General features: G+C 62.9%; 18 protein-coding genes. 7 read left to right on the forward strand and 11 right to left on the reverse strand.

Annotated elements, in window-relative coordinates; all coding sequences use genetic code 11:
* Positions 1-37 precede the first annotated feature (37 nt).
* The 6 genes from NP503_RS12505 (at position 38) to NP503_RS33290 (ending at position 6,610) form a co-directional block, all read left to right on the forward strand.
* A complete protein-coding gene (locus NP503_RS12505) occupies positions 38-889 on the forward strand; it encodes a xanthine dehydrogenase family protein subunit M (protein ID WP_236383162.1) in 852 nt (283 codons plus the stop codon).
* Positions 886-1,383: a (2Fe-2S)-binding protein gene (locus NP503_RS12510; RefSeq protein ID WP_127811213.1), complete on the forward strand. Its 498-nt coding sequence runs from the start codon at positions 886-888 to the stop codon at positions 1,381-1,383. The genes NP503_RS12505 and NP503_RS12510 overlap by 4 nt, the downstream gene beginning before the upstream one ends.
* A complete protein-coding gene (locus NP503_RS12515; protein ID WP_236383160.1) occupies positions 1,376-3,724 on the forward strand; it encodes a xanthine dehydrogenase family protein molybdopterin-binding subunit in 2,349 nt (782 codons plus the stop codon). The genes NP503_RS12510 and NP503_RS12515 overlap by 8 nt, the downstream gene beginning before the upstream one ends.
* A 12-nt stretch (positions 3,725-3,736) precedes the next feature.
* Positions 3,737-4,468: a LamB/YcsF family protein gene (locus tag NP503_RS12520; RefSeq protein WP_236383158.1), complete on the forward strand. Its 732-nt coding sequence runs from the start codon at positions 3,737-3,739 to the stop codon at positions 4,466-4,468.
* 94 nt (positions 4,469-4,562) lie between these two features.
* Positions 4,563-5,945, forward strand: coding sequence for an aspartate aminotransferase family protein (locus NP503_RS12525; protein WP_236383156.1), 1,383 nt, complete (start codon positions 4,563-4,565; stop codon positions 5,943-5,945).
* A complete protein-coding gene (locus tag NP503_RS33290) occupies positions 5,942-6,610 on the forward strand; it encodes a nuclear transport factor 2 family protein (protein ID WP_127380456.1) in 669 nt (222 codons plus the stop codon). The genes NP503_RS12525 and NP503_RS33290 overlap by 4 nt, the downstream gene beginning before the upstream one ends.
* Positions 6,611-6,766: 156 nt before the next feature.
* Here the strand turns inward: NP503_RS33290 and NP503_RS12540 are convergent, their stop codons facing one another.
* From NP503_RS12540 to pxpA, 10 genes are all read right to left on the reverse strand, one after another.
* Positions 6,767-7,960 (reverse strand): ABC transporter substrate-binding protein, encoded by a 1,194-nt coding sequence (locus tag NP503_RS12540; protein ID WP_127326908.1) that lies wholly within the window; start codon positions 7,958-7,960, stop codon positions 6,767-6,769.
* A gap of 43 nt (positions 7,961-8,003) precedes the next feature.
* The gene (locus NP503_RS12545; protein WP_236383154.1) at positions 8,004-9,095 is read right to left on the reverse strand and encodes a branched-chain amino acid ABC transporter permease; all 1,092 of its coding nucleotides are present in this window, start codon (positions 9,093-9,095) and stop codon (positions 8,004-8,006) included.
* A 4-nt stretch (positions 9,096-9,099) separates the two neighbouring features.
* On the reverse strand, positions 9,100-10,005 hold the full coding sequence (locus tag NP503_RS12550) for a branched-chain amino acid ABC transporter permease (RefSeq protein WP_027036291.1): 906 nt from the start codon (positions 10,003-10,005) through the stop codon (positions 9,100-9,102).
* A gap of 1 nt (position 10,006) precedes the next feature.
* On the reverse strand, positions 10,007-10,741 hold the full coding sequence (locus NP503_RS12555) for an ABC transporter ATP-binding protein (RefSeq protein WP_027036290.1): 735 nt from the start codon (positions 10,739-10,741) through the stop codon (positions 10,007-10,009).
* A complete protein-coding gene (locus tag NP503_RS12560) occupies positions 10,738-11,490 on the reverse strand; it encodes an ABC transporter ATP-binding protein (protein ID WP_027163992.1) in 753 nt (250 codons plus the stop codon). The genes NP503_RS12555 and NP503_RS12560 overlap by 4 nt, the downstream gene beginning before the upstream one ends.
* 249 nt (positions 11,491-11,739) lie before the next feature.
* Positions 11,740-12,711 (reverse strand): biotin-dependent carboxyltransferase family protein, encoded by a 972-nt coding sequence (locus NP503_RS12565; protein ID WP_127319973.1) that lies wholly within the window; start codon positions 12,709-12,711, stop codon positions 11,740-11,742.
* Positions 12,701-13,576, reverse strand: coding sequence for an allophanate hydrolase subunit 1 (locus NP503_RS12570; RefSeq protein ID WP_127326913.1), 876 nt, complete (start codon positions 13,574-13,576; stop codon positions 12,701-12,703). The genes NP503_RS12565 and NP503_RS12570 overlap by 11 nt, the downstream gene beginning before the upstream one ends.
* Before the next feature lie 9 nt (positions 13,577-13,585).
* The gene (locus NP503_RS12575; RefSeq protein ID WP_236383151.1) at positions 13,586-14,950 is read right to left on the reverse strand and encodes an acetyl-CoA carboxylase biotin carboxylase subunit; all 1,365 of its coding nucleotides are present in this window, start codon (positions 14,948-14,950) and stop codon (positions 13,586-13,588) included.
* Positions 14,950-15,183 (reverse strand): acetyl-CoA carboxylase, encoded by a 234-nt coding sequence (locus NP503_RS12580; protein WP_013533152.1) that lies wholly within the window; start codon positions 15,181-15,183, stop codon positions 14,950-14,952. The genes NP503_RS12575 and NP503_RS12580 overlap by 1 nt, the downstream gene beginning before the upstream one ends.
* Before the next feature lie 66 nt (positions 15,184-15,249).
* Complete coding sequence (gene pxpA / locus NP503_RS12585) at positions 15,250-15,972, reverse strand: 5-oxoprolinase subunit PxpA (RefSeq protein WP_236383150.1); 723 nt, start codon at positions 15,970-15,972, stop codon at positions 15,250-15,252.
* A gap of 135 nt (positions 15,973-16,107) precedes the next feature.
* Here pxpA and NP503_RS12590 point away from each other — a divergent pair, with 135 nt between their 5' ends.
* Entirely contained in the window at positions 16,108-17,013 is a 906-nt protein-coding gene (locus NP503_RS12590) for a LysR family transcriptional regulator (RefSeq protein WP_013533150.1), read from the forward strand.
* 259 nt (positions 17,014-17,272) lie between these two features.
* On the opposite strand, the gene NP503_RS12595 is transcribed toward NP503_RS12590, so the two are convergent.
* Positions 17,273-18,013, reverse strand: a complete 741-nt coding sequence (locus tag NP503_RS12595; RefSeq protein WP_236383148.1) for an NADPH-dependent F420 reductase — start codon at positions 18,011-18,013, stop codon at positions 17,273-17,275.
* Between the last annotated feature and the right edge of the window lie 186 nt (positions 18,014-18,199).

Raw genomic sequence — 18,199 nt, forward strand, 5'->3', positions numbered from 1 at the left:
CGCCGCGAAAGTTGGCTGCTTCCGAGGGGTATGACAGATGGCACCAAGCGTGGAACGATCGTTCACCGCAGCCAGCACGATTGAAGAGGCAATGGCCGCACGCCGGCAAGGCGCGGCGGTGCTTGCCGGCGGCACCTGGATGATGCGTGATCCACGGCGCGGGGTCGATCTTCCCGAGGCGTTGGTCGCACTCCACCGAATACCCGCCTTGTCCAAGGTCGAAATCGCACCGGACCATGTCGTGATCGGCGCAGCCGTTAGCCATGCAGTCCTTGGCCGCGCGTTGCACGGGGCGGTGGGCTTCGAAGGTCTGGTTGCCGCGGCGGAGAATGCGGCCAATCCCGGCATCCGAAGGGTCGCCACCGTGGGCGGCAACCTTTGTGCCCTGGACTTTGCCGCCGCCGATCTCCCCCCTGCGCTTCTCGTCTGTGAGGCGACGGTGGAACTGGAGACGTTCGAAGGCCCAAAACTCATCGGTATTTCGGATTTCCTCGAAGACAGGCACGCGCTGCTGGCCGAAGCGATTGTGACGAGAATTCATCTGCGCCGCGACCTTGTCGCCAGTGCTCATATCCGCCTGCCGCTTCGGAAAGCCGGCGACTATCCGGTCGCCATCGTCTCGCTTGCGGTAGACAAGGACAAACGATGTCGCATCGCCGTCGGCTCGGTGGAGCCGGTAGCGCGGCGCTGGGCGGCGCTCGAACAGGCCATGGCGGCGGACTCGGCCTCTGCGCTCGATCCGGAACGCACCGCCGGGCTTGCGCTGGAGCACAATGATTTTCAGGGCCGCGACGGCAAAGAAGCGGAGGGTTGGTACCGGCGCCAGGTTCTTGCGCCACTGGTCAAGCGCGGTGTTGCCGCACTTCTCAAGACCGGGCGCCTGGCATGACCGTGATATTCCAGCTGAATGGCGAGGACTGCCGCTTTGATGGCGATCCGATGACGCCACTCGTCGACATCCTGCGGCAGGAACGATTCCTGACGGGGACCAAAGCCGTGTGCCGCGAAGGCTTCTGCGGCGCGTGCACCGTGCATGTCGACGATGAAGCGGTGCCGTCCTGCCTGAAGCCGATTGGCCTCGTCCAGGGATGCGCGGTGACGACCATCGAGGGATTGAGTTCCGGAAACCAGGCGCTGCACCCGCTCCAGGCCAATTTCGAGGCGGCCGATGCCGTGCAATGCGGCATGTGTTTCCCGGGAATGGTCATGAGCCTTTCGGCGTTCGTGCGCGACAATCCGCATGCGAGCCGTCCCGAAATCAAGGCCGCGATGGTCGGCAACATCTGCCGCTGCACGGGATATGAGCGGATCGTCGACGCCGTGGCCGACTGGCTCGACCAAGCGCGGATGGCTGGCCAAGTGGTAGGAGGCATCCATGTCTGAGCTGTCCGCCACGGTGATGAACCTTCCCCGCCGCGATGCGCAGGACAAGCTGCGCGGGCGCACGAAATACACCAACGACCGGGTTCGCCCCGACATGTTGCATGCCGTGCTGCTGCGGTCGACCGTTGCCGCTGGGCGGATCCGCAAGCTCGACGTTTCGGCAGCACTTCGCTGTCCTGGTGTGCGCGCGGTGGCGACCGGCGCCGATGCGCCAGGGCTGTACGGCATCGGCATTGCCGACCATCCGCTCCTGGCCATCGACACGATCCGCTATCACGGCGAACCAATCGCCGTCATCGCCGCCGAAACGGAGAAGCAGGCGCGGGCGGCGCTTGCAGTCGTCGTGCTTGAGGTCGAACCGCTGGCACCGGTGTCCACCATGGCCGAAGCGCTCCAGCCCGCCGCCCGTCTCGTTCACGAGGGCTGGCGCGGCTATGAGGTGATCACCGAGGGCGGTGCACGTGCCGGCAACATCGCCTGGGAGGCAAAATCCAGTCGCGGCGACGTCGATGCGGCCTTCTCCCGTCCCGACATTCGCATTGTCGAGAGCAGCTTCACCGTCGGCCGGCAGAACCATGTGCCCTTCGAACCGCGCGTTGCCATCGGCTCCTGGGAGGACGGCCGTGCTCACATCCAGACCTCGACGCAGGTGCCTTGGACCGTGCGCAACGTCACCGGAAGGGTCATGCAGCTTCCGCCCGGGCGTGTGCGGGTCACTGTACCCCCTGTCGGCGGCGGGTTCGGCCTGAAATTCGATGCATCCATCGAGCCTATCACGGCACTTCTGGCGCGGATGACCGGGCGCACAGTGGTCCTGGAAAATACCCGGCAGGAAGAGATGGCAACCTGCCTCTGCCGCGAGAATGCGGAAATCCGCATCCGGTCCGCTGTCACTGCCGAAGGATACATTGCCGGGCGCGAGGCGGTCGTGCTGATGGACTGCGGCGCGTATGGAGGCGAACAGGTTTTTCTGACGACGATGACGGCGCACACGCTGGGCGGCAATTACAGGGTTGGCGCAACGCGGCTCGTCAGCCGCGCCGTATACACCAACACACCACCCAATGGTGCTTTCCGAGCTTGCAACGGCGTCTACAACACATTCGCTTTGGAGCGACACACCGACGAAATCTGTGATGCGCTAGGCTTCGACCCGATGGAGTTCCGGAAGAAAAATGTCCTGGGAGATGGAGATCTCGGTGCCACGGGCCAGGTTTTCGAGGCCGACGTGCTGGGTCCGATGCTAGATCGCATGGAGACACTGCGCGCCAGCACCGGTACATCAGAGGCCGAGGCCGACGGCAGGCTCTATGGAATTGCGACCACGGTCGGCACATGGTTCGTTTTCGTCGGGCCTTCGGCGGCGACGGTGAATTTGAACGCTGACGGTAGCGCAACGCTGGTCACCTCGGGTGTGGAGATCGGATCGGGCACGATGGTGCAATCCCTGCCGCAAATCGTGGCCGGGCAACTCGGCCTCGCTCCCGACCAGGTGATCGTGCGCGAAGCCGATACGGATGCCGCCGGTCTCGATGTCGGCGTTGGCGGTGGGCGCACCACCGTCTCCATCGGTGCGGCAAGTGTGGCTGCCTGCGCGGAAGTGCGGGAGAAGCTGCTGCGGACCGCCGGTGAGATGCTCCAGACCCGACCGGAAGACTTGGTGCTGCGGGATGGTCGTGTCGAGATCACGGGACGTCCCGGTTCCGGCATGTCGATCCCCGCTGTCGTCGCCCATGCGCAGGCAACCACCGGCCCGGTCACCGGAAGCGGAGCCTTTACCGCCAGGAACACTCCGGCAATGTCCGGCTGCGCGATGGGGCACTTCATCGATGCGCTCGACATCCCCGTCTTCGTCGTTCACGAGGCCGAGGTGGCGGTTGATCCGGACACCGGCCATGTCGAGGTGCTGGCCTATCGCGTCGTTCAAGATGTCGGCCGCGCACTCAACCCGCGCGCGGTCATGGGCCAGATACAGGGTGGTGTCGTGCAGGGTCTCGGCTACGCCCTGCATGAGGAGGTGACGATCACCGCTGACGGACGCATCGCGCAGGACGATTTCGAGACTTATCGCCTGCCGCTGGCGCAGGACGTGATCCCGGTCGCCGCCGACCTCTACGAGGGCGCACCGTCGATGGGGCCTCTAGGCACCAAGGGCGCGGGCGAGGTCCCGATCCTGGCCGTGGGCGCCGCGATCGGCTGCGCTGTGGCACGCGCTATCGGCAAACCGGTGCGGCAGCTGCCACTGACGCCGCCGCGCGTGCTTCGACTGCTGCATGAGCGCGAACCACCGCCGGAATTCCCGCACATCGCCCCCGGCTGGGCGTCGAACACTCTGGGCTGAGGCAAGCAAACCATGGTAACCCTGAACTGCGACATGGGGGAAAGTTACGGCAACTGGCGTTTCGGCGACGATGCCGGCATCATGCCTCACATCGATTGCGCCAACATCGCATGCGGCTTCCACGCCTCCGATCCATGGACGATGCTGAAGACCGTGCGGCTCGCGCTTTCGCACGGAAAGAAGGTTGGCGCGCATCCGTCCCTTCCCGATCGCGAGGGATTCGGCCGGCGCGAGATGAAACTTCAACCGGAGGAACTGACAGCCGCCTTCCTCTACCAAATCGGTGCTCTGACGGGGATGCTGGCCGCCGAGGGCGGGCAGCTCAGCCATGTCAAGCCGCATGGCATCATCTACGGCATGGCCGCGCACGACATGGACACTGCCCAGGCAATTGCCGCGGCGGTCAAGCCGTTCGGCGTCCCGCTCTTCGGCCTGGCGGGAACCTGTCACGAGACGGCGGCAGCCGAGCTCGGCGTTGCCTTCGTGGGCGAGTTCTTTCCCGATCTTGCCTACGCTCCCGGCGGCAGCCTGATCATCCCGCGCGTCCAGTCGGCCATCGACCTGACGCTTGCCGAGCATCGCATGGTGGGGGCGCTTACCCGACGCGAACTCGTCACGACAGACGGTACGATCCGCCCGGTCGACTTCGACACCGTCTGCATCCACTCCGATCCTCCGAATGCGCGCGACGTCGCCGCGCTGATGCGGCGGATCATCGACACCCATTCCAACAGCCTGCCATGATTCGTTTCCCGAATCGTGAAAGCTCCACGCATGCGATCGAGGACTATCTCGAACTCACCGCCCGAACCATTTCCCCAAGCCGCTGAGGACTTCCATGGATGCGCTTTCCAACTCTCTCGCCGCCGCCGACATCGCCACCTCCATGCACCCCTACACAAACCTGCGTCAGCACGAAGAAACCGGGCCGCTGATCATCAGCCGCGGCGACGGCATCCGTGTGTATGACGAACGCGGCAAGGAATACATCGAAGGGCTCGCCGGGCTGTGGTCAGTGGGCGTCGGCTTTTCGGAAAAGCGGTTGGCCGATGCTGCCTATCAGCAAATGCTGAAGCTGCCCTACTATCACACCTTCTCCTCCAAGGCGCATGAACCGTCCATCCGGCTCGCGGAGAAACTCGTGGAGATGACGCCGGAAAACCTGACGCGTGTCTTCTTCACGTCGTCGGGCTCGGAAGCCAACGACACCATCGTCAAGATGATGTGGTTCATGAACAACGCGCTGGGCCGGCCAAAAAAGAAGAAATTCCTGGCACGGACCAAGGGCTACCACGGCATCACCGTCGCCTCCGGCAGCCTGACAGGCCTGCCGGTCAACCATCGCGACTTCGATCTTCCGGCGATTCCCGTTCGCCACCTGACCTGCCCGCACTTCTATCGCTTCGGCATGGAAGGCGAAGACGAAGCCGCCTTCACGGCGCGTCTGCTCGCCGAGCTGGAAGCGGTGATCGCGGAAGAAGGGGCTGATACCATCGCAGCCTTTATAGGAGAGCCGCTCATGGCAGCCGGCGGCGTTCTGCCGCCGCCGGTCGGGTACTGGGAAGGCGTGGAGAAAATCTGCCGGGCAAATGATATCATCCTGGTAGCAGACGAGGTGATCTGTGGTTTCGGGCGGCTTGGTACGCCCTTCGGCGCTCAGAAATACGGCTTCACGCCTGATATCATGACGGTCTCCAAGCAAATCACGTCGTCTTATATGCCGCTTGCCGCCGTCATTTTCTCCGATGCGATCTATCAAGCGATCGCCGACAACACCGCAACGATCGGCAATTTCGGCCACGGCTTCACTGCGTCGGGTCATCCGGTCGCGACGGCGGTGGGTCTCGAAAACCTCGCCATTTTCGAGGAGCGGGACTTGATCGGAAACGCGGCCCGCCTTGAGACGTCGTTCCAGGCCGGCATCCGCTCATTCGCCGATCACCCGCTTGTCGGCGAAGCGAGGGGTACCGGTCTTATCGGCGCCGTTGAACTGGTGGCAGACAAGGCGACGAAACGCCCCTTCGCCAAGGTTGGGCGTGCAGGGACTATCGCAGCAGGAATCGGCCACGAGGAAGGCCTCATCTTCCGCGCCATCGGCGACCAGCTCGCGCTCTGTCCGCCGATGATCTCGACAGAAGACGATGTGAAGGAAATCATGACGCGCATGGGCCGGACGCTTGAGCGCCTGACCGGTGCGGTCGCCAAGGAGGGACTTGAATGACCCGCATGAAAGCCGAACCGGTCGTCCATATCGACGACGAACGCTTCCGGGTCACCGAATGGCGCTTTGCCACCGGGGCCGAGACCGGCTGGCACATCCATGGCCATGACTACGTCATCGTGCCGCTTACGGACGGCAAGCTCGGTCTCGAAGGCCCGGACGGCGCGCAGTCGCAAGCCGCTCTCACCCAAGGGGTGCCCTATTCGCGGCGGACGGGTGTGGCTCACAACGTCATCAATGCCGGCGATGCACCGCTCGCCTTCCTCGAGGTCGAGGTCGTTGAAGCCGGCGATCTCGCAGCCAGGCGGCTGGCCGTGCTCGACCGGTTCCTCGCGGCCTGGAACGCCCGCGACGTGGGCGCGCTGATGGACTGCATGGCTGAGAATTGCGCTTTCCACGGCTCGGCTGGACCCGATGCCGAAGGGCGCAAGCATATGGGGCGTGACGCCGTGCGCGCCGCCTATGCAGCGCTGTTCGATGCCTTCCCGAAAGCCGAGTGGACCAGGGGACGGCACGTCGTGACGGGCGACACCGGGCTTTCATCATGGCGCTTCGTCGGCACCACGGCAGCGGGGCAGAAAATCGAAGTCGACGGCTGCGATATCTTCGCTTTCTCGGGGGAGCTCATAGCGCTCAAGGATTCCTACCGCAAAGCGCGAGGGTAGCGAAAATCTGAATTCATCGGGCGACAAGGGCGGTCCAAACGGGCCGCCCTCATTTTTTGTCCAAAGGCAAGATCCTCAAAGACGAAAGGCCCGGTCGTCCCAGAGGAACAGGGCCTTTCGTAGATGAAGGGCCGGACTTATCCGGCCCATCTTCTTCTACTTGAGCAAGGCTTCCATCGGTACCGGCTCGGAAATCGTCCAGTTGCCTACAACACCCGGCTTGCCGGCCTTGGTCTCGACGATCAGGTACCGCGTCTGGTTCTGGTGATGCAGTTCCGGCGAGAAGGTACGAGGCCCGAACAGCGTCGGCTCATTCTTCATCTTTTCCAGCTCCGCGACGACCGCGTCGGCATCGGCCGTGCCTGCACGCTCCACCGCCTTGGCCCAGACGTCGACCATGACGTAACCCGGAAAGACATACTGGCTCGAGGGATCGGCGCCTGTCTTCTGCTTGTAGGTGGCATTGAACTTCAGCACGGCCGGATTGGGATCGTCGCCATAGATCGATCCCTGAACGGGGACGTAGAAGTTCGTCAGATCGGGCACAGCCGAGAGCCAATAGCTACCGTCGACGCCCGATCCATTCAGGATCATGGAGTTGATACCCGCGGCGCGAAGCTGCTTGATGGCCGAGACAGCGCCCGGCATCATCGTGCAAAGCATGATCGCATCCGGCTCCTTCGGCAGAGACTTGATGCGGGTGATCTGCGCGGCGATGGAGGCGTCCTCGTTCTTGAAGGTGTCTTCACCGACAAGCTTCGCGCCCTGGGCTTCGAGCTTCGGCATCATCCAGTCGAAGCCGTCGCAGATGCCCTTGTTGTAGGCCGTCCAAGTATCGAGCAGACGGTAGAAGTCCTTTGCGCCCTTTTCCTTGAATGCCCACTCGGCCATGGTTGCGCCCTGCACGGCCGCCAGCACCGACGCGGAGAAGCTGTGCGGGCCGACACCTTGGATACCGGCCTTGACCGATTCCGCGCACAGGAAGAAGGAGATACGGCCCGCGTCCTCGGCCGCGAGCGCAGCCGGCGATCCGAAGTCGTAATCGCAGGACACGACCACGAGATCCGCACCCTGGTCGAGCACGGAGAGGCCCGCCTTGGCGCCTTCGGCCCGGTCGGACTTGGTGTCGGCCTTGACAACCTTGATCTGCTTTCCAAGCAGGCCGCCAGCCGCATTGATCTCGTCGATGCGGATCAAGGCCGCCTCCTGCGCAGGCTTGTCATAAGCTTCCATGAAGCCCGACTCCGCGGTGGCGAAGCCGATGACGATAGTCTTGTCATCGGCCAGCGCCGGATATGCGATGGACATCGAGGCCAGAGCGGTTGCGACAATTCTCATTTTGTATGTCATGCACGTCTCCTTTTTTGTTTTCCGGTCGGGCTTGTGCCGCCGGTCACTTGTTGCGACTGCTGCGAGGTAAGGTGAGCTCGCGGTTGCCCATGAGTCCGGATGGGCGAAGCGCGAGGATCACGATCATGATGACGCCGAGGGCTATTTCCTGGACCCCTTTCGGGAGGGCGAAAGTGGACTCGCCGAGCGATACGCCTGCCTCCAGCCAGCGCAGCGCCTGGATCAGGGCGGACAGCAGGACGACACCCACCACACCCCCCGACAGGCTGCCCATGCCGCCGACGACGAGCATGGAAAGGGTGATGAAGGTGAGACCGAGATAGAATGTATCGGGTGTGACCACGCCGATGGAATGAGCCATAAGCGCACCGCCCAGCCCCATCACCGCGCCCGATACGACGAACGCCACGAGTCTTTCCCTGGGAATGTCGATACCGGAAGCCGCGGCGGCGGTGGGTTCGTCGCGGGCAGCACGAAGGGCCAGGCCGGACCGGGAGATCGCGTGCGCCCAGGCGATGAAGATTGCGACCACGGCGCCGATGAGATACGGCCAGATCATGCGCACGATCGGAATGCCGACGACCGATGAGGTCGCTCCGGTCACGCTCTCCCAATTGGAATAAATTGTGTTGATCATGGCGAGCATCGCGAAGGTCGCGATCGAAGCCGCGATGCCCGATAGCCGCATCAGCACCCGCCCGAAAATGAGAGCGGCGAGGGCGGCGAACAATGCCGCCAGCACAGCCGATTGCCAGTACGGCAAACGGGTCGCCAGCAGCCATTCGGGCAATCCCGGCAGCGAACCGCGTTTCATCATCGGATTGATGGTTAGCCATGCGGCCGCGTAGGCGCCAAGGCAGGTGAAGCCGATATGCCCGAAGCTGAGAACGCCCGAATTTCCGATAAAGATGTATAGGCCCACGACGAGGATGACACGGACGAACACGTCGATCACCGTCTGGTTGAAGGGCCGCGATCCGGTCATCACCGTGATCAGCGCGATGGCCAGCAGCAGCAGAGAAAGCAGGATCGGCGTCAGGATTGTGCGGCGGGCAAGCGCGAAGCGGGCGGGCTTTCGCTCGGCAGCCGCGGCACCGGCAGCGGTAGAGTTGGTGAGGGAGGCGGCGACACCCATGAAATCAGACCCTTTCCTTGGTGCCGCGCGCGGCAATAAGCCCTTGCGGGCGGAAGAGGAGAACGAGGATGACCGCTCCATAGACAAAGGCATCGCGGAACGGCCGGGCGTCGATGGGCAGCATGACCTGCATGATCACCGAGGCGGCACCCAGCAGGAAGCCGGCGAGCACGGCTCCCCCGAGGCTGCCGAGGCCGCCAATGACGGTGGCGATGAAGGCCATCAACATGATCGAGGCGCCCATCTGGATGTCCAGCGTGCCTGTCTGGGCGCCAAAGATCAGTGCAATGGCGGCGGCCAACGCGCCGGAGAGGGCGAACGCGCCCATGATAACCCGGTTCGCACGCACACCCAGCATGCGGGCCATCGAGAAGTTCTCGGCCGCCGCCCGCATCTCCAGGCCGAAGCGGGTTTGACGCAGGAACAGTGTCAGGCCGATCAGGATGACCATCGTGGCGACGATCGTTATGAGCTGGAGGAGGGGAAGCCTGGCACCGAGGATCTCCACCGGCTGGGACAGTTCGGGCAGCAGCGAGATCGATTTCGGCCGACTGGAGAAAAGCATGAGCAGGAAGTAGCGAATGACGAAACCGAGCGCGAAGGAGGCGATCATCATGGTTGCCGGATTTGCCTGGCGGAACCGCCTGAAGACAACGATTTCGCACAGCACCGACAGCCCGGCCCCGCAAAGGAGCACGAAGGGCACCAGCAGGTACCACGGCAATTGGCCAGCGAAGACGATGGCCATGGCGTCTGTTGACGGCCATAGCAGCGCGAAGACGCAGAAGGCGATGACGTCGCCATGCGCGAAGTTCACCAGCCGCATGACGCCGAAGATGAGGGCAATGCCAAGCGCCCCAAGCGCGTAGAGCGAACCAAGCGAGAGTGCGTCGAACAGGATCTGGAGCATCTCAGTGGTCCTCGTAACCGAAATAGGCAGCCTGGATCGCCTCGCCATTGCCGAGCGTCCGCGCGTCGCCATCGAGCACGATCTGTCCGCCACGCATCAGGATCATCCGCCCGCCCACCATCATCGCCCGGGCCGAGCTCTGCTCAACGATCAGGAGCGTGAGCTGGCGCTGCGCACGCAGCGCGATCAGCCGCTCATAGACCTGGTCGTTGATGTTGGGGGCGAGGCCCAGCGAAGGCTCGTCGATGGCTACAAGCCGCGGATTGGTCATCAACGCGCGTCCGATGACCAGCATTTGCTGCTGCCCGCCGGACAGCAATCCCGCCTGCCCATGCCGCCTCTCTTTCAGCATCGGGAAGGTTGCGTAGACGGCTTCAAGTTCGTCGGCCGCTCGGCTGCGCCAGCCGCGTTCGCGGGCGTGCATGCCGGTTCCGACCAGAAGGTTCTCTTCGGTCGTCAGCGAGCCGAAGACATCGCGCCCCTCCGGCACCATGGAGAATCCGAGCCGGGCGATGTTCTCCGGCGCCTGGCCGGTGATCTCATGACCTGCAAGGTCGATCCGGCCGCCCGCCACTGGCGTAACACCGGCGATCGCGCGCAGCAGCGAAGACTTCCCGGCTCCGTTCGGGCCGGTGATGAACAGGATTTCTCCCTCGTCCATGGAGAAGGAGACATTGCGGACCGCCGTGAGACGGCTGTAGCGGATAGTGATATCGGAAAGGGCGAGCAGGCTCATTCCATCGCCTCCAGCACAGGCAGGTCGGTGTTCGCGGCCGTGCCCATATAGGCGTGGCGCACCTTCTCGCTGTCGCGGATCGCGGCAGGCGGGCCTTCCTCGATGATCGCTCCGGAATCGAGCACGACGATATGCTGGCAAAGGCCGAGCACCAGCCCGACATTGTGCTCGATGAGCAGGACACCACAGCCGAGATCGCTGGCGATATGTCTTATCAGGGCCGAAAGCTCCCGCGCCTCCAGCGCGCTCATGCCAGCCGCGGGCTCGTCGAGCAGGATGTACGCGGGCCGTCCCATCAGGGCGCGGCCAATGGCGACGCGGCGCTCGTCCGTATATGGCAACGTTCCGGCGATGCGGGTGCCCAGCGCACCGATGCCTATCCAGTCGAGCATCGCTTCCGCTTCGGCGATGGCAGCGCGCCGGCTCATTCCCAGACCAACGCCGGTTACCTCCAAATTGTCCAGCACAGGCAGGTCGCGGAAGAGCCGCCCACCCTGGAAGGTGCGGGCAATGCCGCGCCGCCGGACCTGATGCGGCTTGAGACCTGTGAGTGCTGCCCCGTCGAGCTTGATGGTGCCTTCCGTCGGTGCCTGGAAGCCGGTCAGCACGTTGACGAGCGTGGTCTTGCCAGCGCCATTCGGGCCGATGAGGCCACTGATGCGGCCGGGCGTAATTTGGAGGTCTACCGATGACAGGGCCTTCAGCCCCGCAAACGATACCGAGACATTCTCCGCGCTCAGATGACTCATGACCCTTTCCTTCTTTCTACCGACGGAAAGGCGCGAAGCATCCGGCCTTGCGGCCAGTCGCGTTGCAAATGTCTTCCCCTGTCGGTTCCGGCGGTCTCTAGCGGACTGCTCGGGTGCCAAATTCACGCCGTTGCCCGGCGTCGTCTTGTCGTTTCGCGCACCGGATTTTGTCTTCCGCCACGCACGGTCGGTTTTGGCCGGCCGATCTCCTCGCCACCGGCTCCTCCGCCGGCATTTTCCCGGCTGACGTCAGCCGGCCAGATGCCCTTCAGCACGCGCCAGCGCGGCGCGCTGTTCGGTTCGCGCGGCAAGCGCGTCTTCCAGCGTCACCGGAACGAAGCGCGCCGGGGTGTGCGGCTGGAGCTGGGCGATAAGGTCCATGTCGGCCGATATCACCACGCCCAGCATCATGTACCCGCCACCCGAAACCGCGTCCCGGTGAAGAACGATCGGCTCCGTGCCACTCGGCACCTGGACGGATCCGTAGGGATAGCAGGCATCGACGATGTTCGAGGGGTCGGAGCCCGCACCGAAAGGCTGCTCGCGCTCGACGAATTCCAGCGGCGTCCCACCCCGGAAGCGATAGCCGATGCGGTCGGCTTCGGGTGCGACCTTCCAGGTTTCCTCAAAGAACCGAGTGCCGGCAGCTTCAGTGATCCGATGCCAGTACATGCCGGGAAGCATTCTGAGTTCCGCCGGACTATTGCCCGCGCGGCGCAGATTTGCAGGCAGTGAAAGACCGGCTTTGCCGGAACCTTCGCCGAGGGGAAGCTCATCACCCGCCTTCAGCGTGCGGCCCTGATGACCGCCGAGTGCGCCCAGAATGTAAGTCGAGCGCGAACCGAGAACCACCGGTACGTCGATGCCGCCGGAGACGGCCAGATAAGCGCGCGCGCCGCCCTTGAGGAAGCCGAAGGAAAGCCGGTCACCGGCCTTCACCGGAAAACTTTCCCAGGTCGGCCGTTCCTCGCCATTGAGTTTGGGGGGGAGTTCTCCTCCCGTGACGGCGACGACCGCGGATTGGGTGAATTCGAGTTCGGGGCCCATGAAGGTGGCTTCGAGCACCGCGGCACCCGGATCGTTGCCGACAAGCAGGTTTGCGATGCGTGTGGCAAAGCGGTCCATGCCGCCGCCTTCGGGAATGCCGACATGGTAGTGGCCTGGTCGGCCAAGGTCCTGCACGGAAGTGGAGAGGCCGGGAGAGATTACCTTAACGGCCATTGATAAGCTCCATCAGCTTTGCATTGGTGCCGTAAATATCGCTGTTGAAATCCTTCAGGCTGAAGGTGCACTCGCGAACCGTCGGCTGCCACCGATTGGCTTCGATTTCCTCCAGCGTGGCGTCGTAGTCATCGCGGCCAATGGCCTTGAACTTGACGATGTCGCCTGGCTTGAACAGGCACATATCATCTGAGAGGTAGCGCACCTTCCTGGTCGGGTCGTAGATCGGAGCCGGGGTTATGCCATACATCTGGTAGCCGCCAGCGCCGCGCACCGAATAGATCGCTGCAAAGCAGCCGCCATGGCCAATGGTGAGCTTGGGAGTGTCGGTGCGTGGACGCAAGTATTTCGGCGCCTGAATCTGTTTCTTGCGCTCAACCATCTGGTACAGGAAGGGGAGGCCGGCGACGAAGCCGACCATGGACACGAACCAGGGCTGGCCGGAATAGGCCGTGATAAACTCTTCCACCGTGGCGTAGCCGTTGATGCGTGCCGAATATTCAAGATCGGTGGAGGAGGGGTCCTGATGGCGCTCGCGGAAGCGCAGGCAGGTTTCACGCGTCCATGGATCCTGGAAATAAACCGGCAGTTCGATGATCCGGGTCTTCAGCACCGGGTCCGCCTTCGAGGCCGCCTCTTCCATCGACTTCAGTTCGCTGAGCAAATCCTGCGGCTTGACGATGTCGGGGTTGAAGCGAATCTGGAAGCTGGCGTTGGCTGGGCAGATCTCGGTGACACCTCGGATGCCTGCCGTACGCACCGCGTTCGTCATCGAAAGGCCGGTAAAGAAGGAGGTGAGCGACATTTCTTCGGACACCTCGCCGAAGATATGTTCGTCACCGCCGAAGTTGAATCGTATCGACATCGGTCCTCCTTAACCCGCCAATGCTGCGGCGTTTTCGATGAGCCAGCCTTCCAGCCAGCGGGTATGCACGTCTCCCGCCCGTACCGCCGGATCGGCGGCCAGCGCAAGAAACAGCGGCTTGGTGGTCTTGAGCCCGCCGATCTTCAACTCGTTGAGCGCGCGGATCAGGCGCACTATCGCCGCCTCGCGCGTCTCTGCATGCACGATCAGCTTGGCAAGCAGCGAGTCATAGAAGGGCGGCACCTGATAGCCTTGATAGAGCATCGAATCGAAGCGTACGCCCGGACCGCCGGGAATGCGAAGCTCGGCCACCTGCCCGGGGAATGGAGCGAACTCCTTCGCCGGGTCTTCGGCATTGAGCCGGACTTCGATCGCATGCCCCTTGACGGAGACATCGCTCTGCCTGAACCTCAGCTTCTCGCCGCCGGCGATGCGAAGCATCTCCGCAACGAGGTCGATGCCGGTGATCGCTTCGGTGACCGGGTGCTCGACCTGGATACGGGTGTTCATCTCGATGAAGTAAAAGCGATCTGCTTCATCGTCATAAAGATACTCTACCGTGCCGGCACCAGAGTATTTGACCGCCTTGGCCAAAGCGACCGCCGAAGCGCAGAGATCCTCGCGCAGCCTGTCTGAAAGTGCGCGAGACGGCGCCTCCTCCCAAACCTTCTGGCGTCGCCGCTGCAGTGAGCACTCCCGCTCGTAGCAGTGAATGGCATCGCTTCCGTCCGCCAGCACCTGCACCTCGATATGGCGGGCCTTGCCGATCACTTTTTCCATGTAGAGGCCACCGTCGCCAAAGGCGGCGAGGGCTTCTGCTTCGGCCTGAGGAAAGGCTTGTTCGAACTCGGCGAGCGAGTTGGCGATGCGGATGCCCCGCCCGCCGCCGCCTGCCGCCGCCTTGATCATCACCGGAAAACCGGTTGCGGTCAGCACCTCGTGGCCAGCCTTGAGGCCCTCGACCCGGCCAGCCGAGCCAGGCACCACAGGGACACCTGCAGCGGCGGCGGCCGATCGCGCCGAGACCTTGTCTCCCATCATCCGGATCGCATCTCCCGACGGGCCGACGAAGACCAATCCAGCGCCTGTGACCGCGTCGGAAAACGCGGCATTCTCGGCAAGGAACCCATAGCCAGGATGAACGCTGTCGCAACCGGTATCGCTGGCAGCCTTCAGAATTGCTTCGACATTGAGATAAGACTTCTTTGCTGCTGGTGGGCCGATGTTGACCGCTTCGTCCGCAAGCTGGACGTGGAGCGACACGGCGTCTGCGGCCGAATACACCGCCACGGTGGCGATCCCCAAATCTTGCGCGGCCCGGATGATCCTGACCGCTATCTCGCCTCGGTTGGCAACCAGAAGCTTTTTCAGCATCAGTCGAGATCCGCAATAGGTGCGCCGGCCATGATGGGGTCCTCATTGTCGGCAATGAAGCGGATGTTCGTACCGGCCGTCTCGGCCCTCACTTCGTGGAACGACTTCATCACTTCGATGAGACCGATTACGTCTCCGGCGGAAACCGCGTCGCCATCCGCCTTGTAGGGCGGCTGGTCTGGCGAGGCGCTCCGATAAAAGGTGCCGGGAAGAGGCGAAAGAATCTGGGCCATAAAAAGCTCCGGAAAACTGCAGACAGACTAATTTGGAACCGCCTGCGCGGGCGGGTTCGGTCGAGTTCAGTGCCAGGGGGCGATTGCGGTGCGCACGGCCCTGGCTATTTCGATGGCGTTCGGCGTATCGGAATGCACGCAGATGGTTTCGCAGCGTACGGGGAAGAAACTGCCGTCCTCTGCCGTGCCCTCGCCCTCCTTGATGGCGCGTATGCACCGCTCGGCCATCTCTGCGGGGTCCTTGGCGTCATGAACGCGTGTCAAGATCAGCTTGCCGGAGGCATCGTAGTCGAGATCGGCATAGAACTCGGCGACGAATGGGATACCGCGCTCTTGATAGATCTTCTCATGCAGGGTGCCCGTCATGCCGAAGAGGGGTACGCCGAAAATCTCTGCCGCGTCGCACACGCCATGGGCGATTGCCTCCTGCTGCATGGCCATGAAGTAGAGGCTGCCATGCGGCTTGATGTGGTGGAGTTCCACACCCTCGGCCCTGAGGAAGCCGGCAAGCGCTCCCACCTGGTAAATGATGGTGTTCCTGACTTCTTCGCGGGTCATCCGCATCTCGCGCCGGCCGAAACCCTGAATGTCGGGCAAGCCTGGATGGGCGCCGATCTTTACGCCACTCGCCTTGGCGCTGCGGACGGCGGCGTGCATGTGATCCGGATCGGAAGCGTGAAAACCACAGGCGACATTGGCAACGTCGATGATGGGCATCATGCCCATATCATCGCCAACCTTGTAGAGGCCAAAGCTTTCGCCCATGTCGCAGTTTAGCGTCACCGCCATCGCATTGTTACCCCTCGAAGCTGCCGTCTTTGCGGCGTTGCAGCATTTTTTGCGCATGCGAGGGCGTTTGTGAAATAGTAGTTTATTGATTGTCATATCAAAAAAACAGATAATGGTTCTGGGCCGGAGCGCACCATGACCATCACCTTGAAACAGCTTGATTATTTTATCGCGACCGCCGAGAGCGGACAGGTCAGTCATGCTGCGGTGGAACTCAACATCTCGCAATCGGCCGTCACTGCGGCGATAAAGACGCTTGAGGCTGACCTGGGCGTACGGCTTTTGGAGCGTAACCACGCTGGCGTAAGACTGACTATGGAGGGCGCGCGGTTTCTTGAACATGCGCGTGTTATCACCGGGGCCGTCGCTGCCGCCGTCCGAAGCCCGTTGCGCGATAGGAAAGGCCTGGCGGGCAAGCTGCGGCTTGGCATGACCTACACGGTCGTCGGCTACTACATGTCGCGCCACTACGCGCGGTTTCGAAAGACCTATCCCGAGATCGAGGTCGAGGTGCTGGAACTGCCCCGAGACGCTCTCGAAAGCGGGTTGATGTGCGGGGACATCGACATGGCCGTGATGCTGGTGTCGAACCTGGAGCACACCAAGGAGTTGGCGCAGGAGGTCTTGATGCGGTCGAACCGCCGGCTCTGGCTCTCGGCTGATCATCATCTGCTCGCGCGACAGGAAATCAGCCTCGCCGATGTGGCGGCGGAAGATTATGTCATGCTGACGGTGGACGAGGCACGTACGACGGCCGCCCGTTACTGGGATGCCGCGGGGCTTTCGCTTCGCGCCGTCCTTACCACCAGTTCGGTCGAGGCCGTGCGGTCGCTCGTGGCTGCCGGCATGGGGGTCACTGTCCTGTCCGACATGGTTTACCGCCCCTGGTCCTTGGAAGGGCAGCGCATCGAAGTGCGCGGGCTTGTCGAGCCCATTCCTACCATGGATGTCGGCCTGGCCTGGTCGCGGGACAGATCAATCGAACCGGCCGCGGCGGCCTTCCGGGCCTTCATGTCCGTGACCATGGGCGGCGGCGGCTAACCGCCTGCCGTCAGGCAGGCGCTATGGCTCAGGCTCGCTGGTTGAGCAGCAGAGCGTGCCGCGCGTGGGAGTTGATGCCTCGCATCATCAAGGGGGATTTCACCTTTGTCGCAAAAAACGCCAAGGGCTTCAGAAAACTCTAAAGAGCCGGTTCACGCCGGCCTCGTCATCGTCGTCTGGCAGGTTGTTCCCGACAAACAGAAGGAACTCTTGGACAGTCTTCTTGGTCACCACCTCGGGCCGGAACCGGAAAAGTCTCTCATTGGAGGGCGGTGACTTCACGGTTGCGGGCTACGATCTGCTCGTGGCGGAGGGGGGTCGTCGCCTCCATGAAGCCCTTGATCAGTGCGTCGCGAGCTCCGGGTGCGCACGCCTTTTCCGCCGTGGACAGCGCATGCTGAAGATCAGGCAACGTCAGTTCCGTGCAGTAGGCTGGCGTGCCCGGTTGCTGGCGCCAGGAATTCGCGAGATCGCCGGCATCAAGTGCGTCGAAACCGGTCTCGTTCACCAGTTCGCGTGCGATCGCTTTGGCATGCGCATCATCACCTGCGACGGGGATCGCGATCCGTTCGGCCGTTCCGGCCGCTGCGCCACCTTCGGCGAGCGTTTGGGCGAGGACCGCATTGAACGTCTTGACCACCGGCCGGCCGAGTTGTTCGCTGGACCAGACGCTTTCCGGCTTGCCATCGTCAACCTCCGCGATGTTCCCGTCGCGCATAGGATAATAATTGGAGGTGTCGATCACGACCACGTCGGCTGGTACATCGGCAAAGATGTTGGCGACATCGGGAATCTTCGCAAACGGGATCGATAGAACGATCGCCTCGACATCCCTGGCTGCTTCGTGCGCGGCAACCGGGAGCGCACCAACCTTCATCGCCTTCTCGCGGATATCATCAGGCCCCTTCGAGCCCGCCAGCTTCACCGCGTGTCCGGCCGCTGTCAGCTTTCGTGCGAGGGTGGTGCCGATATTTCCCGCGCCGATAATGCCGATGTTCATGTCGATTTCCTTCCAGATAATTGTGATTATGAGTTCAGCGCATGATGCGCGGATCGATCCCGTGTTGAGCGGGACATCCAGATGGTCGCGCAGGGTAGTGCCGCCATACGACCGATGGAACAGCCCGCCTCGAACTTGGTATAGCTCGCTCGCGGCATCTACTGACCGCGCGCGCCAGGCCCCAGG

It is taken from the genome of Mesorhizobium sp. SEMIA396 (genome assembly GCF_024518615.1).
GTDB lineage: Bacteria > Pseudomonadota > Alphaproteobacteria > Rhizobiales > Rhizobiaceae > Mesorhizobium.

What these genes read in the sequence shown, in the direction of transcription:
- NP503_RS12505 (WP_236383162.1), top strand. Translation starts at nt 38, where the DNA reads ATGGCACCAAGCGTGGAACGATCGTTCACCGCAGCCAGCACGATTGAA.
- NP503_RS12510 (WP_127811213.1), top strand. Translation starts at nt 886, where the DNA reads ATGACCGTGATATTCCAGCTGAATGGCGAGGACTGCCGCTTTGATGGC.
- NP503_RS12515 (WP_236383160.1), top strand. Translation starts at nt 1,376, where the DNA reads ATGTCTGAGCTGTCCGCCACGGTGATGAACCTTCCCCGCCGCGATGCG.
- NP503_RS12520 (WP_236383158.1), top strand. Translation starts at nt 3,737, where the DNA reads ATGGTAACCCTGAACTGCGACATGGGGGAAAGTTACGGCAACTGGCGT.
- NP503_RS12525 (WP_236383156.1), top strand. Translation starts at nt 4,563, where the DNA reads ATGGATGCGCTTTCCAACTCTCTCGCCGCCGCCGACATCGCCACCTCC.
- NP503_RS33290 (WP_127380456.1), top strand. Translation starts at nt 5,942, where the DNA reads ATGACCCGCATGAAAGCCGAACCGGTCGTCCATATCGACGACGAACGC.
- NP503_RS12540 (WP_127326908.1), bottom strand. Translation starts at nt 7,960, where the DNA reads ATGACATACAAAATGAGAATTGTCGCAACCGCTCTGGCCTCGATGTCC.
- NP503_RS12545 (WP_236383154.1), bottom strand. Translation starts at nt 9,095, where the DNA reads ATGGGTGTCGCCGCCTCCCTCACCAACTCTACCGCTGCCGGTGCCGCG.
- NP503_RS12550 (WP_027036291.1), bottom strand. Translation starts at nt 10,005, where the DNA reads ATGCTCCAGATCCTGTTCGACGCACTCTCGCTTGGTTCGCTCTACGCG.
- NP503_RS12555 (WP_027036290.1), bottom strand. Translation starts at nt 10,741, where the DNA reads ATGAGCCTGCTCGCCCTTTCCGATATCACTATCCGCTACAGCCGTCTC.
- NP503_RS12560 (WP_027163992.1), bottom strand. Translation starts at nt 11,490, where the DNA reads ATGAGTCATCTGAGCGCGGAGAATGTCTCGGTATCGTTTGCGGGGCTG.
- NP503_RS12565 (WP_127319973.1), bottom strand. Translation starts at nt 12,711, where the DNA reads ATGGCCGTTAAGGTAATCTCTCCCGGCCTCTCCACTTCCGTGCAGGAC.
- NP503_RS12570 (WP_127326913.1), bottom strand. Translation starts at nt 13,576, where the DNA reads ATGTCGATACGATTCAACTTCGGCGGTGACGAACATATCTTCGGCGAG.
- NP503_RS12575 (WP_236383151.1), bottom strand. Translation starts at nt 14,950, where the DNA reads ATGCTGAAAAAGCTTCTGGTTGCCAACCGAGGCGAGATAGCGGTCAGG.
- NP503_RS12580 (WP_013533152.1), bottom strand. Translation starts at nt 15,183, where the DNA reads ATGGCCCAGATTCTTTCGCCTCTTCCCGGCACCTTTTATCGGAGCGCC.
- pxpA (WP_236383150.1), bottom strand. Translation starts at nt 15,972, where the DNA reads ATGGCGGTGACGCTAAACTGCGACATGGGCGAAAGCTTTGGCCTCTAC.
- NP503_RS12590 (WP_013533150.1), top strand. Translation starts at nt 16,108, where the DNA reads ATGACCATCACCTTGAAACAGCTTGATTATTTTATCGCGACCGCCGAG.
- NP503_RS12595 (WP_236383148.1), bottom strand. Translation starts at nt 18,013, where the DNA reads ATGAACATCGGCATTATCGGCGCGGGAAATATCGGCACCACCCTCGCA.